At 63.7% G+C, this 15,809-nt stretch carries 14 protein-coding genes and 1 riboswitch (1 of these 15 cut by a window edge); of the genes, 8 read left to right on the top strand and 6 right to left on the bottom strand.

The window, feature by feature from the left end:
* Positions 1-3: 3 nt before the first annotated feature.
* Positions 4-1,794 carry a GGDEF domain-containing protein gene (locus tag CK627_RS03640; RefSeq protein WP_095591709.1) on the bottom strand — a complete coding sequence of 597 codons (1,791 nt, stop codon included), beginning with the start codon at positions 1,792-1,794 and terminating at the stop codon, positions 4-6.
* 209 nt (positions 1,795-2,003) lie between these two features.
* On the opposite strand from CK627_RS03640, the gene ftnA reads away from it, so the two are divergent.
* Positions 2,004-2,528 (top strand): non-heme ferritin, encoded by a 525-nt coding sequence (gene ftnA / locus CK627_RS03635; protein WP_005307011.1) that lies wholly within the window; start codon positions 2,004-2,006, stop codon positions 2,526-2,528.
* A gap of 163 nt (positions 2,529-2,691) precedes the next feature.
* Entirely contained in the window at positions 2,692-3,876 is a 1,185-nt protein-coding gene (locus CK627_RS03630) for a BaiN/RdsA family NAD(P)/FAD-dependent oxidoreductase (RefSeq protein WP_025202473.1), read from the top strand.
* 187 nt (positions 3,877-4,063) lie between these two features.
* On the opposite strand, the gene CK627_RS03625 is transcribed toward CK627_RS03630, so the two are convergent.
* On the bottom strand, positions 4,064-5,284 hold the full coding sequence (locus CK627_RS03625) for an MFS transporter (protein WP_095591708.1): 1,221 nt from the start codon (positions 5,282-5,284) through the stop codon (positions 4,064-4,066).
* A gap of 286 nt (positions 5,285-5,570) precedes the next feature.
* Between CK627_RS03625 and leuE the strand changes: the two genes are divergently transcribed.
* From leuE to CK627_RS03605, 4 genes are all read left to right on the top strand, one after another.
* The gene (leuE, locus tag CK627_RS03620; protein WP_005307001.1) at positions 5,571-6,209 is read left to right on the top strand and encodes a leucine efflux protein LeuE; all 639 of its coding nucleotides are present in this window, start codon (positions 5,571-5,573) and stop codon (positions 6,207-6,209) included.
* 174 nt (positions 6,210-6,383) lie between these two features.
* A complete protein-coding gene (locus CK627_RS03615; RefSeq protein ID WP_167385260.1) occupies positions 6,384-8,057 on the top strand; it encodes a sensor histidine kinase in 1,674 nt (557 codons plus the stop codon).
* Entirely contained in the window at positions 8,051-8,782 is a 732-nt protein-coding gene (locus CK627_RS03610; RefSeq protein ID WP_095591707.1) for a LytR/AlgR family response regulator transcription factor, read from the top strand. Before CK627_RS03615 ends, CK627_RS03610 begins: the two co-directional genes overlap by 7 nt.
* 109 nt (positions 8,783-8,891) lie before the next feature.
* The gene (locus CK627_RS03605; RefSeq protein WP_005306992.1) at positions 8,892-10,082 is read left to right on the top strand and encodes an L-lactate MFS transporter; all 1,191 of its coding nucleotides are present in this window, start codon (positions 8,892-8,894) and stop codon (positions 10,080-10,082) included.
* Between the two features lie 74 nt (positions 10,083-10,156).
* On the opposite strand, the gene CK627_RS03600 is transcribed toward CK627_RS03605, so the two are convergent.
* The 4 genes from CK627_RS03600 to CK627_RS03585 all read right to left on the bottom strand — a co-directional run bounded on the left by CK627_RS03600 (position 10,157) and on the right by CK627_RS03585 (position 13,083).
* The gene (locus CK627_RS03600) at positions 10,157-11,281 is read right to left on the bottom strand and encodes a 5-(carboxyamino)imidazole ribonucleotide synthase (RefSeq protein WP_095591706.1); all 1,125 of its coding nucleotides are present in this window, start codon (positions 11,279-11,281) and stop codon (positions 10,157-10,159) included.
* Complete coding sequence (gene purE, locus CK627_RS03595; protein WP_011704108.1) at positions 11,278-11,787, bottom strand: 5-(carboxyamino)imidazole ribonucleotide mutase; 510 nt, start codon at positions 11,785-11,787, stop codon at positions 11,278-11,280. The genes CK627_RS03600 and purE overlap by 4 nt, the downstream gene beginning before the upstream one ends.
* 62 nt (positions 11,788-11,849) lie before the next feature.
* On the bottom strand, positions 11,850-12,152 hold the full coding sequence (locus CK627_RS03590; protein ID WP_005306985.1) for a P-II family nitrogen regulator: 303 nt from the start codon (positions 12,150-12,152) through the stop codon (positions 11,850-11,852).
* A 4-nt stretch (positions 12,153-12,156) separates the two neighbouring features.
* Positions 12,157-13,083 (bottom strand): sodium-dependent bicarbonate transport family permease, encoded by a 927-nt coding sequence (locus CK627_RS03585; RefSeq protein ID WP_026139291.1) that lies wholly within the window; start codon positions 13,081-13,083, stop codon positions 12,157-12,159.
* 111 nt (positions 13,084-13,194) lie between these two features.
* On the opposite strand from CK627_RS03585, the gene CK627_RS03580 reads away from it, so the two are divergent.
* Both CK627_RS03580 and CK627_RS03575 read left to right on the top strand, forming a co-directional pair.
* Positions 13,195-14,097, top strand: a complete 903-nt coding sequence (locus tag CK627_RS03580; protein WP_095591704.1) for a LysR family transcriptional regulator — start codon at positions 13,195-13,197, stop codon at positions 14,095-14,097.
* Positions 14,098-14,132: 35 nt separating this feature from the next.
* Positions 14,133-14,310: riboswitch (cobalamin riboswitch) on the top strand.
* 52 nt (positions 14,311-14,362) lie between these two features.
* Positions 14,363-15,809, top strand: the 5' portion of a protein-coding gene (locus CK627_RS03575; protein WP_043171157.1) for a TonB-dependent receptor domain-containing protein. Its footprint extends 431 nt past the window's final position; only the first 1,447 of its 1,878 coding nucleotides appear in the window; it begins with the start codon at positions 14,363-14,365; its stop codon lies beyond the right edge, outside the window.

Here is a 15,809-nt window from a genome sequence, read left to right as displayed (position 1 = left end):
GGCTCAGGCCACGCTGCTGGCCAGTGCCTCCGGTTCTTCGGGGCTGCCAGGCTCCGTGGCCAGTATGGTCTGATTACGGCCCTGGCGCTTGGCCTGATACATGGCCATGTCGGCCCGGTGGATGAGCTGGCCCAGCCCGTCATCGGCGGCCGAGCGGCCGGCCACCCCGATGCTGATGGTCATGCGCGGCTGTTCGATCTGGCCGATGCGCTGGCGCAGTTGCTCTGCCAGATACCAGCAATCCGCCGCCGGCAGCGGCACCGCTACCAGAAACTCCTCGCCACCCCAGCGCCCGACCAGCTGCAGGTCGGGCGCCCAGGATCTCAGCTCCCGCGCCAACCGCTGAATGGCCCTGTCTCCCGCCTGATGGCCGTGACGGTCGTTGATCTGCTTGAAGTGATCGATGTCGATGATGATCAGGGTGAGCGGCCCCTCCTGCTGCCAGCGGCTGGCCAGCCGCTCCAGCAGGGCACGGCGATTGGGCAACTCGGTCAGCTGATCGAAGGTGGCCAGCTTGTAGAGGTGGCGTGAGCTGCGGTGCAGTCGATGGGTGGTGAGCCCGAGCAGCAGCAGGGCCCCGGCCAGCAGGCCGACCAGCATCAGCTGGTAGTGGCGGGCACTCTGCTGATGCAGCAGCTGCTGGCGCTTGTTCTCGTTCTCCTGCTGCAGCACCCGGTTGCTGGCCTCGCTGCGGGCCAGATCCATCTCGGCCTGGAAGGCGGCGGCATGCTGGCTCAGGGTCTGGTTGAAGTGCTGCTTGTAGTCGCTCACGTATTCGCTGAGTGCCTGGTAGGCCTCCGGGTAGCGCCCCTGATCCGCCAGCAGGCTGGCCTGCAGCGCCTTGCTGGCGGCTCCCGTGCTCCCCTGGCTGGTCAGCACCTGCAGCGCCAGCTGTTTCTCGCCGCTACCCTGCAGCGCCCGGGCCCGGGTCTCCTGCAGGCGCGTGCCGGCTTCCGGGTAGCCCAGCTGCCGATACAACGCCTGTGCCTCGTCCAGGGTGCGCAGGGCGCCGGCCCAGTCGTGCTGGGCGTTGAGCGCCATGGCCTGATAGCCGAGGATGATGGCTCGGTAATCCGGCGCCAGATCCGGGTTGCTGAGCAGGTTGTCCAGCAGCCGCCTGGCCTGGGTGGGTCGATCGGTATCGATGTAGAGCCGCGCCATGTTGGCGCGAATGATGATCTGGCTGTTGGGCTCGCCCAGCTGCACCATGCGTTGCAGCGCCTCCAGATAGTAGCCTTCGGCTTCCCGCGCCAGGTTCAGATCGGCATAGAGGTTGCCGAGGGTCATCAGCAGGCGGGCACACTGCAAGCTGGCGATGGGGGAGTCCGGTACCGATTGTTTGAGGCGAAAGGCGGTCTTGAGTTCGGCGATGGCCGGGCTCAGTTGCTGGGTGCGGTAGAGGGCGAGCCCGTTCAGGGCGTGCCACTCCGAGGTCTGTTGCGGATGGCCAGCGACGGCGGGTCTGAGCTGCTCCAGCAGGGTGAGCGCCTGATCCGGCGCCTCGGTGTCCAGGGTGAGGGCGATCTGCTGCAAGCGAAAGTCGAGCAGGCGCAGGGTCTCCTGCTGGGCGCTGGCCAGCCCGCGGGCCCGGGCGTTGTCGAGCAGGGCTTGTGGATAGCGCCCCAGCGCGGCCTGGGCCAGGGACCTGGCGTAGAACAGTTCCATGTCCTGCTGGGGACTGGCGTCGAGGCGCTGCAGATAGCCGACGGGATCGCGCGCCGCCTGCAATTCAGCCTCTTTCAGCAAGGAGGGAGCTGCCTGCAACTGGGTCATCCAGAGCAGTGCCAGTGCCATTATGAATCTCATTGAATCCTTTCCCCGACCACTGGCGCCATCATAATGGCTGAATCCGCTTACACCATGTTTCTTTGCTTCTCTATAACCGTATGGGGGATAGGATGAGGCGAAAAGCTGTCACAACTGGGATCTTCGGCTGCGCTATCTGGTTGCGTCGGGCAGCAACTGTGGCGACAATCGTGACCAAATCACAGTGGAGAATCATCATGTTGGCCAAAGCCATGATCGAGAAGTTGAACGAGCAGATTAATCTTGAATTCTATTCCTCCAACCTCTACCTGCAGATGAGCGCCTGGTGCGAGGACAAGGGCTTCGAGGGGGCGGCCACCTTCCTGCGCCAGCACGCCGTCGAGGAGCGTCAGCATATGGAGCGCCTGTTCACCTACGTGAGCGAGACCGGTGCCATGCCACTGCTGGGTGCCATCGATGCCCCTCCCCACGAGTTCAAGTCGCTGGGCGACATCTTCCGCACCACCCTCGAGCACGAATACCACATCACCAAGTGCATCAACGGCCTGGCTCACGTGGCGTTCACCACCCAGGACTACTCCACCTTCAACTTCCTGCAGTGGTACGTGGCCGAGCAGCACGAAGAGGAGAAGCTGTTCAAGAGCATCGTCGACCGTCTGTCGCTGGTGGGTGAAGACGGCAAGGGCCTCTACTTCATCGACAAGGAGCTGGCTGAGCTGGCCAAGGGCGCCCCTGCCAGCATCATGGATGGCAACGCCTGATAGTCGTGGACACTTAGTGTTCAGCCAGTACAATGACGGCCCCTCTTAACTGGGGCCGTTTTCTGTTGCAAATCTCCTGCAACCGCTGGGCTGGTGTCTGCCGGGTACAATGACGGTCTCTCGTTTGAACAGGGGCCGTTTTTCTTTGGATGAGTGAGTGATGATGAAGCAGTTTGATGTGGTGGTGATCGGCGCCGGGGCGGCCGGTTTGATGTGTGCGGCCCAGGCCGGTTATCGGGGCCGCTCCGTGCTGGTGCTCGACAATGCCAAGAAGCCGGGCCGCAAGATCCTCATCAGTGGCGGCGGCCGCTGCAACTTCACCAACCATCAGGCCGGCCCCCACGCCTTTCTCTCGGCCAACCCCCACTTCTGCAAGTCGGCGCTGGCGCGCTACACCCAGCAGGATTTCATCGAGCTGGTGGACCGGCACGGCCTGAACTATCACGAGAAGACCCTGGGCCAGCTCTTTTGTGACGAGAGCGCCAAGGAGATCGTCGACATCCTGCTGACCGAGTGCGACTGGGCCGGCGTGGCCCTGCAGTTCCAGACCGAGATCCTCACCGTCAGCAAGAACGACGAGGTTTTCGTGCTGACCACCAGTCAGGGTGAGATAACCTGCCACTCGCTGGTGGTGGCCACCGGCGGCCTCTCCATGCCGAAGCTCGGTGCCACCCCCTACGGCTTCAAGCTGGCGGAGCAGTTCGGCCTCAAGGTGCTGCCGACCCGTGCCGGGCTGGTGCCCTTCACCCTGCATCAGGCAGATAAAGAGGCCTTCGCCGATCTGGCCGGGGTCAGCCTGCCGGTGGCGGTGACCGCCGAGGATGGCACCTGTTTCAAGGAGGCCATGTTGTTCACCCATCGCGGCCTCTCCGGCCCGGCCATCCTGCAGATCTCCTCCTTCTGGCTGGCGGGGGAGAAGATCCACATCAACCTGCTGCCGGAGCTCGACATCGCCGCCACCCTCAGGGAGTGGGCCCAGGCCCATCCGGCGCAGGAGCTGAAAACCGTGCTGGGGCGCGAGCTGCCCAAGCGCTTCGTCGACAAGCTGGTGGAGTTGGGCCAGCTGGTCAGCAAGCCGATGCGCCAGTACAACGAGCGGGAGCTGGAGGCGGTGGCCACCCTGCTGGGGGATTGGCAGATCCTGCCCAACGGCACCGAGGGCTATCGCACCGCCGAGGTGACCCTGGGGGGGGTTGATACCAACGAACTCTCCTCCAAGACCATGGAGGCGCGCAAGGTGGCCGGCCTCTACTTCATCGGCGAGGTGGTGGACGTGACCGGCTGGCTCGGTGGCTACAACTTCCAGTGGGCCTGGTCCTCCGGTTGGGTAGCCGGCCAGTACTGCTGATAGAGGCTGCTTCTGTATCGTCGATGAGCGCGATAGCGGCCTTTGCGATGGCAACTTCCAGTGGGGCTGTAGCCCCGGCGGCTGGGTAGCCGGGCAGTACTGCTGACCACCCCTTGCTCTCATCCACGTCAAACGCGGCCTCTCAGGCCGCGTTTTTTATGGGTTGCATTCCTCGCGGGGTGGCCCGCTATCCCTTTCTAAGGGTTGGCAAGAACACGGTCAGCAGGCCGATGAGCGGCAGGTAGGCGCAGACCCGGTACACGGTTTCGATGCTGGTGGCATCCGCCAACTGGCCGAGCAGAGTCGCCCCTATGCCCCCCATGCCGAAGGCGATACCGAAGAAGAGGCCTGAGATGGTGCCGATCTTGCCGGGAACCAGCTCCTGAGCGTAGACCAGGATGGCGGAGAAGGCCGAGGCCAGGATCAGGCCGATGATGACCGAGAGCACCGAGGTCCAGAACAGGTCGACATGGGGCAGCAGCAGGGTGAAGGGGGCGACGCCGAGGATGGAGATCCAGATCACCCGCTTGCGACCGATGCGATCGCCGATTGGCCCGCCGAGCACGGTACCCGCCGCGACGGCAAACAGGAAGGCGAACAGATAGAGCTGGGCGCTGTCCAGCGACAGGCTGAACTTGTCCATCAGGTAGAAGGTGTAATAGCTGCTGAGGCTGGCCATGTAGAAGAATTTGGAGAACATCAGCAGGCCGAGGATGGCCAGCGACCAACCGATCTGACGGCGACTCAGACCGTGACCAAGGTGCGCCTTCATCCGTTTGTGGAAGTTGGCGGCGTGGTGGCTGGACCAGCGCCCGACCAGGCTGAGCACGATGACGCCGACCAGGGCGAACAGCGAGAACCAGGCCGCGCTGCTCTGGCCCCGTGGCACTATGATCAGCGCGGCGAGCAGCGGGCCTATGGCCGACCCCAGGTTGCCGCCGATCTGGAACAGCGACTGGGCCAGCCCGGGCTGACTGCCGGCCGCCATACGGGCGACTCGGGACGATTCCGGGTGGAACACCGACGAGCCGATGCCGATCAGCATGGCCGACAGCAGCACGGCACCGAAACTGGCCGCCTGCGACAACGACAGCAACCCGATCATCGTAAAGCCCATGCCGAACGGCAATGAATAGGGCATGGGCCGACGGTCGGTGTAGAGGCCGATCAGCGGCTGCAACAGCGAACCCGTGAACTGGTAGGTGAGGGTGATGAGGCCGATCTGGGCGAACGACAGGTTGAGGCCGAGCTTGAGCAGCGGATAGATGGCCAGCAGCACCGACTGCATCATGTCGTTCAAAAGATGCGAGAAGCTGATGGCGGCGATCACCGGATAGCTGGTGCGATTCAAGGCATCGTGCGCGGCAGCGGCGGCGAGTGGTTGATCGGTACTGAGGCTCTTTTCCATGAGGGCGGGTTCTGTGAATCTGGATATGGCTTAACATGCCTGATCCCGACGCGTCTGGACACCACAAAGTGATGAGTGCGGGGATGTGCAGTCCAGATATGACGGATCATTGCTCGGTGCTTGTGCTTGTGCTTGTGCTCGGCGGGCGGAGGATTAGTATAGAAACCTCGTCGTCGCATTATGTGGGTCGCCACCCGCCATGGAGGGATCATGTTTGAGAGCCTGGGAGTCATCAACGTCTGGACCTGCCTGAGCGGGCTCTTTTCCAAGTCCAGAGGGGCGCGCCATGTTTGAGAGCCTGGGTGTCATCAATGTCTGGACCTATCTGGTCGGGCTCTTCTTCATCATCATAGCGCCGGGGCCCAACTCGATTTATGTGCTGCGCACCGGGGCGAGCCGCGGCGTCGGCCCGGGCTACCAGGCGGCCCTCGGGGTCTTCGTCGGCGACGCCATCCTGATCTTCTGCGCCTATCTGGGCATCGCCTCCCTCATTCGCACCACCCCCTTGCTGTTCACCCTGGTGCGCTATCTCGGCGCCCTCTATCTGCTCTACCTAGGGGTGAAGATCCTGCACGCCAACTTTATCGCCAGGCGGGAAGGGCAGGCGTCCGTGGTCGAGCACGGCGAGCGCTACTTCTCCAAGGCGCTTACTTTAAGTCTCACCAACCCCAAGGCGATCCTGTTCTACGTCTCCTTCTTCGTGCAGTTCGTCGACTTCAACTATGCCCACACCTGGCTCTCCTACCTAGTGCTGGCGAGCATGCTGGAGGCCATGAGCTTCGTCTATCTGACCCTGCTGATCTTCGGCGGCACCCTGATGGCGCGCTTCTTTGCGCGCAAGGTACGCCTCGCCAGACTCGGCAACGGCCTCATCGGCCTCTTCTTCATGGGCTTCGCCGCCCGGCTGGCTACGTTGTCATCCTGACCCCGACAAGGGGTCACACCCGTCCGGGGGAGTCGTGGCCTTCCCTATCCGGTCGGCTGGGGTAAACTACTGCGCTTTATCATGAGGGGATCAGTCCCTCATGCTTGCCTTCCACGTGTCATGGCGAGAGATAATTCAGTTGTGTTCCCTGGTTGCAATCGGTCGGATGGTCTCATGCTCGAAAATCAGATGATGTTGTTGGCGGTGTTCGAACGGGCGGCGCTGATGTTGATGACCCTGTTCTTTCTGACCCGTACCCGGCCGTTCCAGCGGTTGTTCCAGAAGCGGGACCACACCCCGGCCGAACTGGTGCTGGTGGCCGCCATCTTTTGCCTGTTCGCGGTGTTCAGCACCTATACCGGCATTCCGGTGGAGGGGGCCCTCATCAACGTGCGGATCATCGCCATCATCTCCGGCGGTATCCTGTTCGGCCCTTGGGTCGGCATTCCGGCCGGGGTCATCTCCGGCCTGCACCGCTACCTCATCGACCTGGATGGCCACACCTCTATACCGTGTCTCATCGCCAGCATCATCGCCGGCCTGCTCGCCACCTGGCTGCACCTGCGCTGCCGCAAGTCGCGGCTCTGGCTGTACGGCATCCTGGCGGGGATGGCCTGCGAGGGGCTGACCATGCTGCTCATCTGGCAGCTGACCGAGCCCCATGCGGTGGGGGTCGAGATCGTCAGCCACATCGCCTATCCGATGATCGCCGGGGCGCTCTGCATCGGTCTCATCATCAAGCTGGTACAGGATCTGGATGACGAGAAGGAGCTGATTGCCGCCAAGCAGGCCAAGCTGGCGCTCGACATCGCCAACAAGACGCTGCCGTTTTTCCAGAACATCGATCGTCACTCCCTGAGCCAGGTCTGCGCCATCATTCGCAGCGAGATCAGCGCCGATGCGGTGGCCATCACCGACACCCGCGACGTGCTGGCCTATGTGGGGGTGGGCAAGGATTACTACGAGCTGGACGAGCACCACGCCATCAGTGCCATGACCCAGCGGGCGGTGCTGCTGGACCAGATCATCATCAACAACGATCTGCGCCAGTACCACCTGGCCGATTTCCACTCGGTCATCATTATTCCGCTGCGGGAGAACGGCGCCGTCAGCGGCACCCTCAAGATCTACTACCGCCGTACCCACAGCATCACCAGTTCCCTCAAGGAGATGGCGGTGGGCCTCTCCCAGCTCATCTCCACCCAGATGGAGGTGTCGCGCATCGAGCAACTGAAAGAGATGACCCGCAAGGCGGAGTTCACCGCGCTGCAGAGCAAGATCAACCCGCACTTCCTGTTCAACGCCCTCAACGCCATCTCGTCGCTGATCCGCATCCGCCCCCAGCAGGCGCGCCAGCTGATCGCGAACCTTGCGGACTACCTGCGCTACAACCTCAACAAGGGGGACACCCTCATCGACATTCAGGAGGAGCTGCAGCAGGTGCGCGACTACGTGGCCATCGAGCAGGCCCGCTTCGGCGACAAGCTGGAGGTGGTGTTCGAGGTGGATGACGTGCACATTCAGGTGCCGAGCCTGCTGTTGCAGCCGCTGGTGGAAAACGCCATCCTGCACGGCATCCAGCCCCGCAGTGCGCCGGGCAGGGTCACCATCGAGGTGAAACAGCTGGCGGGCGGCATTCGGGTGGCGGTGCGGGATACGGGTTACGGCATCAGCCAGGCCGTGATCGACGGGGTCGCCGCCGGGCGGGTGGAGAGCCGCAGCATCGGCCTGATGAACGTGCATCAGCGGGTAAAGCTGCTCTATGGCGACGGCCTGCACCTCAAGCGGCTGGAGCCGGGTACCGAAGTGAGTTTCTATCTGCCGGATCAGGAGTCGATGCCATGCTGAAAGCCATCATAGTGGAAGACGAATACCTCGCCCGCGAGGAGCTCATCTATCTGGTGAATCAGCACAGCCAGATCGAGATAGTGGCGAGCTTCGAGGACGGGCTGGAGGCGTTCAAATACCTGCAGGATCACGAGGTGGACGTGGTGTTTCTGGATATCCAGATCCCCTCCATCGACGGCCTGCTGTTGGCCAAGAATCTGCACAAGTCGAGCCATCCGCCCCACATCGTCTTCGTTACCGCCTACAAGGAGTTTGCGGTGGAGGCGTTCGAGCTGGAGGCGTTCGACTACATCCTCAAACCCTACAACGAGCCGCGCCTCATCAGCCTGCTGCAAAAGCTGGAGCTGGCGGGCAAGTCGCAGACGGGGCAGGGGAGCGAGCCGGGCACGCCACACAATCGCACCGTCAACCTGGTGAAGGGGGAGCGCATCATCGTCACCCCCTGCGAGCAGATCTACTACGCGGAAGCTGACGAGAAGCTTACTCATGTCTACACCCGCGATGACCGTTACGTGATGACCATGACCCTCAGCGAGTTTGTCAGCCGGTTGCCGGCGGAGGGGTTCTTCCGCTGCCACCGCTCCTACTGCGTCAACATCAACAAGATCCGCGAGATAGTGCCCTGGTTCAACAGCACCTATCTCATCCGGCTCCATGACCTGCCGTTCGAGGTGCCGGTCAGCCGCAGCAACATCAGGGCGTTCCGTCAGCTGATGCGGCTCTGATTGTCATTCATTCCCGCCGATCTGCATTTCATGCCTTAATCGGTCGGCGGGAGTGGCGTCTTGCCTATAGTGGCCCTAGTTTCCTTAAGGCCATTGACCGAGACGCATCATGACCATCGATCTGAATCGCACCCGCTACCTCACCCTGTTGGGGACCATCATCACCCAGTTCGCGCTGGGATCCGTTTACACCTGGAGCCTGTTCAACGCCCAGCTCTCCGACAAGCTGGACGAGCCGGTCAGCCAGGTCGCCTTCGCCTTCGGCCTGCTCAGCCTCTCGCTGGCGGTGGCCTCCTCCCTGGCGGGCAAGCTGCAGGAGCGGTTCGGGGTGCGCAACGTCACCCTGGGTGCCGGCGTGCTGCTCGGCATCGGCTTCTTCCTCACCGCCCACGCCAGCAACCTGGCGATGCTCTACCTCTGCGCCGGCATCCTGGTCGGTTTTGCCGACGGTACCGGCTACCTGATGACCCTCTCCAACTGCGTGAAGTGGTTCCCGGAGCGCAAGGGACTGATCTCCGCCTGCTCCATCGGTGCCTATGGCCTCGGCAGCCTGGGCTTCAAGTACATCAACCTGCTGCTGCTCTCCAGCAACGGGCTGGAGACCACCTTCCAGCTGTGGGGGCTGATCGCCATGTCCATGGTGCTGGTGGGCGGCATGCTGATGAAGGATGCGCCCAAGCAGGCCGCTGCCGTGCAGCAGAGCGAGAGCCGCGACTTCACCCTGGCCGAGGCGATGCGCAAGCCCCAGTACTGGATGTTGGCGCTGATGTTCCTCACCGCCTGCATGAGCGGTCTCTACGTCATCGGCGTGGCCAAGGACATCGGCGAGAACATGGTGGGCCTGCCGGCCGTGGTCGCCGCCAACGCCGTCGCCATCATCGCCATGGCCAACCTGGGCGGCCGGCTGGTGCTGGGTATCCTCTCCGACAAGATGTCCCGCATTCGGGTCATCACCATCGCCCAGCTGATTACCCTGGCGGGCATGGCGCTGCTGCTGTTCGTGCCGCTCAACGCCAACCTCTTCTTCGTGGCGGTGGCCTGCGTGGCGTTCAGTTTCGGCGGCACCATCACCGTCTACCCCTCGCTGGTGAGCGACTTCTTCGGTCTCAACAACCTGACCAAGAACTACGGCGTCATCTATCTGGGCTTTGGTCTGGGCAGCATCATTGGCTCCATCGTGGCCTCCCTGTTTGGCGGCTTCATGGCGACCTTCAACCTGATCCTGGTGTTGCTGGTGGTGGCCCTGGTGCTCTCCCTCACCATCCGCCTGCCGGCGCCGGTATCGGTCGAACGGGCCTGATCACCTTCTTACCGCAGCAAGCAATGAAAAGACCCGGGCCAGGCCCGGGTCTTTTTTTGTGCGCGGCTCAGGGCTCAGCGTGGCGGCAGCCCCAACAGCTGGCGCACCCGCTGGCAGGTCTCTTCCACCGTTGGCCAGTCGGCGGCGGTGATGGTGACATGGCCCATCTTGCGGCCGGGGCGGGGTTCTCCCTTGCCGTAGAGGTGCAGATGCACGCCGGGCAGTGCCAGCAGGGCGGCCCAGTCTGGCGTGCCGGCCTGCCAGAGATCCCCCAGCAGGTTGAGCAGCATGGCCGGGCGCACGGCGATCCGGGCGGGCAGCGGCAGATCGCACAGGGCGCGCACCTGCAGCTCGAACTGGCTGCACTCGGCGTTGTCGAGGCTGGGGTGGCCCGAGTTGTGGGGGCGGGGCGCCAGCTCGTTGACCAGCAGTTTGCCTGCCACCAGGAAGAACTCCACCGTCAGCACGCCGACGTAGTCGAGGGCGGCGATCAGCTGTTCGGCGATGCGTCTGGCGTCGGCCTCCAGCGCCGGTACGTTGGCCGGGGAGCGGGTTTGGTCCAGAATGCCGCCGCTGTGCCAGTTCTGCACCAGCGGCAGGGCACCGATGGCACCGCTCGGGCTGCGGGCCAGGGTCAGGGAAAATTCCCCTTCCAGCGGCAGGCGCTTCTCCAGCACGCAGGGGACGCCGCTGGCGGCTAGCGCTGGCGGCAGTTGGTCGGCGGCCTGAATGGTCCACTGGCCTTTGCCGTCGTACCCCTCGCGGGCGGTCTTGAGGATGGCGGGGAAGAGGTGATCCGGCAGCTCGGGCAGCGGCTCACCCGGCTGCAGGGTCTGGTTGGGGGCGACCGGGATGCCGGCTCTGCTCAGGAAGGCCTTCTCTTCTCGGCGATCCTGACAGATGCGCACGGCACCGGCGGCCGGTCGTACCGGCTTGTACTGCTCCAGCAGGGCCAGGGCGGTGGCCGGCACGTTCTCGAACTCGCAGGTGACGGCGGCGCAGCGGCTGGCCAGATCGTGCAGCGCCGTCGGGTCGTCATAGGCGGCGACGATATGGTGATCGGCAGCGGCGCCGGCGATGCTGGTGGGATCGGGATCCAGCACCACCACCTTGTAGCCGAGACGGTGGGCGGCCATCACGAAGTAGCGGCCGAGCTGGCCGCCCCCCAGCATACCGAGGGTGGCGGGTGGCAGTATCATGCCGGGTCCTCCAGGGTGAGGGCCAGCACCCGGTCGCGTTCGTTGGCGCGAAAACCGTCGAGCTGCTGCTGGTAGCGAGGGGCATCGCCGTCCTGGGCGACGGAGAGCAGGGAGACCGCAAACAGGCCGGCGTTGGCGGCGCCCGCCTCGCCGATGGCGAAGGTGGCGACCGGCACCCCCTTGGGCATCTGCACGATGGAGAGCAGGGAGTCCATCCCCTTGAGCTGGCGGGTCGGGATGGGCACACCCAGCACCGGAATGGTGGTCTTGGCGGCCACCATGCCCGGCAGGTGGGCGGCGCCGCCGGCGCCGGCGATGATGGCGCGCAGGCCACGCTCACGGGCGCTGGCGGCATATTCAAACAGCAGATCCGGGGTGCGGTGGGCCGAGACCACGCGCGCCTCGTAAGGGACGCCATGCTCCTTGAGGATGCGGGCGGCGGCCTGCATCACGGGCCAGTCGGAGTCGGATCCCATTACCAGGCCGATCAGGGGAGGGGTGTTCATGGCTATGACTCCTTGCAGTCAAACGTTTGTCTCTGGGTGGCAAAAAGAGCCGGCAAGCCGGCTCAGAATTTTTCGGGTCGCACGATTTCGACCGGTTGCAAAAAGGCGACCATGGCATAGTCGGGGTAGTAGCGACTCTGCAGGTGGGCGAGCAGGCGCTCCGCCTGTTCGCGGCTGCAGATCGCTTCCAGCCGGATGTTGCCGCTCTCGCTCCAGCTGGCGTTGCGCTCACCGTGGTCGCCGCGGCCTCTGGCATCCGTGATGGTGTAGCCGCGCAGCCCCTCGCGGGTGAGGGTGCGCAGCAGGGTGGGTTCCAGGTTCGCTTCCGTGATGACGGTGAGCAGGGTGCGGATCTCGGTCTGCATGTGGCTACTCCGTGAAGTGGCGGGCCCAGCTGTGGTAGAGCGGGATCCCCAGCATGATGTTGAACGGGAAGGTGACCCCCAGTACGGCGCTGAGCGACAGGCCCGGATTGGCCTGAGGCACGGCGATGCGCATGGTGGCCGGCACGGCGATATAGGAGGCGCTGGCCGCCAGGGTGGCCAGCAGGGTCAGGCCACCCAGGGAGAGCCCCATCAGCTGGCCGATCACCAGGCCGAGGCCAGCCGAGGCGAGCGGCATCAGCAGGGCGAAGCCGAGGAGGAACAGGCCGTGACGGCGCAGGTCCTGGCACTGGCGGGCGACGATGAGGCCCATCTCCAGCAGGAACAGCGCCAGCGCCCCCTTGAACAGGTCGACGAACAGGGGCTTGAGCGGGGCAATCCCGTCGGGACCGGCGAGATAACCGATGGCCATGCCGCCCAGCAGCAGGGTGACCCCCTTGCCGAGGAAGGTTTCATGGGCCAGTCGGCGCCAGCGGGTCTGCCGGCTCACTCCCTGGGCCAGTACGATGCCAACCAGGATGGCGGGGATCTCCATCACCGCCAGGAAGATGGAGAGCTGGGATTCGAAGTTGATGCCGCGCTCGGTGAGCCAGTTCACCCCGACCGCAAAGGTCGCCACGCTGACCGAGCCGTAGTGGGCGGCGGTGGCGGCGGCATCGACCCGGTTCATCTTGAGGCGCAGCACGGCGAACCCGGCCAGGGTCTGCAGCATGCCGAGCAGGATCACTAGCGCCAGTTGCGGTAATAAGGGTTGCAGGGATTGCTGCGCCAGACCGACGCCGCCCTTGAGGCCGATGGCCAGCAGCAGAAAGAGGGAGAGAGTATCGTAGAGCGCGGGCGGCAGCTTGAGCTCGGAGCGCACCAGACCGGCCAGCAGGCCAAACAGGAAAAAGAGTACAACAACATCCAGCATGGGAGTTCGCAGGAGGCAATTCACAGGGTGGTTGCATGCTAGAGTGCAAGATGTTTCGATAAAATCAGATTTTGATTGATGATTGTTCGGTAGAAACTGATAAGGGGCCCGATGCTCAACTATAAACAGCTCTATTACTTCTGGCACGTGGCGCGCAGCGGTAGTGTGACGCGGGCCGCCGAACAGTTGCACCTCACGCCGCAGACCGTCAGTGGTCAGGTGGCCGAGCTTGAGCTCTCCCTCGGGGTGGCGCTGTTCAACCGGGTGGGGCGGCGGCTTGCCCTGACCGCCGCCGGTCGCCAGGCGCTCGAACAGGCCGGCGCCATCTTCTCGCTCGGCGCCGATCTCGAGCATACCCTGCGCCATGCCAGCCAGGAGCTGACCATGCAGGTGGGGATCGCCGACTCCGTGCCCCGCACCCTGGCGTTCGAGCTGCTGGCGCCCGCCATGGCGCTGGCCACCCCGCTGCGCCTGGTGTGCCATGAAGAGCGGGCTGAACAGCTGTTCAGCGAGCTGGCCAGCCACAAGCTGGACATGGTGCTGATCGATCGCCCGCTTCCCCCCGACAGCGGGGTGCGCGGCTACAACCACGAGCTGGGACGCAGCCCGCTGGCGCTGTTTGCCAGCCCCGAGCTGGCTGCCCGGGCACGTCAGGGTTTTCCTGCTTCCCTCGAAGGCTTGCCCCTGCTGATCCCCGGAGAGAAGTCGGCAACCCATGACAGCCTGCTGGCTTGGTATCGTCAGCAGGGCATCCATCCCCATCTGGTCGGCCAGTTCGATGATTCGACTCTGATGAAGTCGTTTGGCAAGGCGGGGATGGGGATCTTCCCGGCGCCGCTGGCCATGGCCGAGGAGATAGCGCGGCTTTATGGTGTCGAACGGGTTGCAACCCTGACCGAAGTGACGCTCTCCTACTATCTGGTGTCGGCCGGTCGCCACCTCTCCCATCCCGGTGTGCAGGCGGTGATGGCAGGGGCGAAGCAGAGATTGGCGGCATTGGGTGGCAAGAAATAGAAATCTGGATGGCTATACATCCGCCTCTGCTCTGCCTATAATCCCTGCGCTTTGGCGCATCATGCTTAATAGGGAATCCGGTGAAAATCCGGAGCTGGCGCGCAGCGGTAAGGGGGAACGAAGCGACATCAGGGCACTGCCATCGGGTGGGAAGCCGTCGCCGTAGGCCATCAGCCCCCCAGCCCGAAGACCTGCCAAAGTTCGTATTTCGGGCCGAGAGAAACCGGCCACGAAGTAGATGCTTACGCGAACTTAAGGATCTCTCATGTCCAAGAAATTATTGGCGGCTGCCCTGTTGCCAACGGCGGCCTTTGCCCAGCCACTGACCATCCCCGTCAACCCCACCATGGTGGTGACCGCCACCCGTGTCGCCCAACCTGCCTCCAGTGTGCTGGCTCCCGTCAACGTGGTGACCCGTGACGAGATCGACCGTCTGCAAGCCCAGACCGTGACCGATGTGGTCAAGACCCTGCCCGGCGTGGAAGTGGTGAGCAATGGCGGCCGTGGCCAGCTGAGCTCGCTGCGGGTGCGTGGCGGCACTTCTTCCCAGACCCTGGTGCTGGTGGACGGGGTGCGTAGCGCCTCTCTGACCGCCGGGATGACGGAGCTCAACAACCTGCCGCTCAACCAGGTGGAGCGTATCGAATATATCCGCGGTGCGCGTGCCACTATCTATGGTTCGGATGCCATCGGCGGGGTGATCAACATCATCACCCGTCCCGATCCCGCGACCAACAAGCACAAATTCAATGTCGGTGCCGGCTCTCACAAACAGCGCCAGGCCGCCTTCAGCAGCGCCAGCCAGATCGGTGAAGCTGGCCAGCTCAAGGTTGCCGGGGGCTTCGATGACGAGACCGGCTACAACGTCCACCCCATCGCAGGGGTGAACGATGGCGACAAGCACGGTCACCGGGGCTATAACGCCATGCTGGACTATCAGCATGCGCTGACCGGCAACTGGGATCTGTTCGGCACGACCCGCTGGTTCCGCAACATTGCCCAGTACGACCGATCGTCCGCCGCTTCTGCCTGGGGCCCGGCCTACCATCAGCGCAACGAAACCTGGACCGAGAATCAGAGCTACCAGCTGGGGTCCCGTTATCACGACGAGCGTTACCTGAGCGAACTGCGCGGTGCCTTCTCCAAACAGGATGCCTACGACTACCCGGACAGCAGCGGCCGCGATCAGGCCACTGACCGGCTCTATACCCGTCAGTACACCCTGAACTGGGTCAACAACGTCAAGCTGGACGAGAACTGGACCCTGGGTGGCGGCGCCGACTGGCAGCGTGACATGCTGGATGCCAGTTCCCGTTCCTCCGGCACCGCCTTCCCGAGCGATGCCGACGAGCGCGACAACACCGGGCTCTATGCTCTGGCCCAGTTTGACAACCAGACGTGGCAGGCCGAGCTGAGCGGTCGCAGTGACGACAACAAGCAGTTTGGTCGTCACAACACCTGGCAGACCGGGGCTGGTTGGCGCTTCGTGGAGGATTATCGCCTCAGTGCCCGTTACGGCACTGGCTTCCGCGCCCCCTCTTTTAATGACCTCTACTACCCGAGCTCAGGCAACCCTGACTTGAAGCCGGAAGAGTCGAAGAGCCGCGAGCTGATGCTCGATGGTCAGACTGCCGGCGTCGAGTGGCGTGTGACCGGTTATCGCAACGACTTCGAGCAGATGATCCAGTGGGCACCCACTAATCCGAGTGATT

This window comes from Aeromonas dhakensis (genome assembly GCF_002285935.1).
In the GTDB taxonomy this organism is placed as follows: Bacteria; Pseudomonadota; Gammaproteobacteria; order Enterobacterales; family Aeromonadaceae; genus Aeromonas; species Aeromonas dhakensis.
The sequence above is the reverse complement of the archived record's forward strand: the minus strand, read 5'-3'. Positions and strand labels throughout refer to the sequence as shown.

Coding starts and splice junctions, on each gene's coding strand:
- CK627_RS03580 (WP_095591704.1), top strand. CDS start 13,195: ATGCTCAACTATAAACAGCTCTATTACTTCTGGCACGTGGCGCGCAGC.
- CK627_RS03640 (WP_095591709.1), bottom strand. CDS start 1,794: ATGGCACTGGCACTGCTCTGGATGACCCAGTTGCAGGCAGCTCCCTCC.
- ftnA (WP_005307011.1), top strand. CDS start 2,004: ATGTTGGCCAAAGCCATGATCGAGAAGTTGAACGAGCAGATTAATCTT.
- CK627_RS03625 (WP_095591708.1), bottom strand. CDS start 5,284: ATGGAAAAGAGCCTCAGTACCGATCAACCACTCGCCGCCGCTGCCGCG.
- purE (WP_011704108.1), bottom strand. CDS start 11,787: ATGAACACCCCTCCCCTGATCGGCCTGGTAATGGGATCCGACTCCGAC.
- CK627_RS03630 (WP_025202473.1), top strand. CDS start 2,692: ATGAAGCAGTTTGATGTGGTGGTGATCGGCGCCGGGGCGGCCGGTTTG.
- CK627_RS03585 (WP_026139291.1), bottom strand. CDS start 13,083: ATGCTGGATGTTGTTGTACTCTTTTTCCTGTTTGGCCTGCTGGCCGGT.
- leuE (WP_005307001.1), top strand. CDS start 5,571: ATGTTTGAGAGCCTGGGTGTCATCAATGTCTGGACCTATCTGGTCGGG.
- CK627_RS03600 (WP_095591706.1), bottom strand. CDS start 11,281: ATGATACTGCCACCCGCCACCCTCGGTATGCTGGGGGGCGGCCAGCTC.
- CK627_RS03605 (WP_005306992.1), top strand. CDS start 8,892: ATGACCATCGATCTGAATCGCACCCGCTACCTCACCCTGTTGGGGACC.
- CK627_RS03590 (WP_005306985.1), bottom strand. CDS start 12,152: ATGCAGACCGAGATCCGCACCCTGCTCACCGTCATCACGGAAGCGAAC.
- CK627_RS03615 (WP_167385260.1), top strand. CDS start 6,384: ATGCTCGAAAATCAGATGATGTTGTTGGCGGTGTTCGAACGGGCGGCG.
- CK627_RS03610 (WP_095591707.1), top strand. CDS start 8,051: ATGCTGAAAGCCATCATAGTGGAAGACGAATACCTCGCCCGCGAGGAG.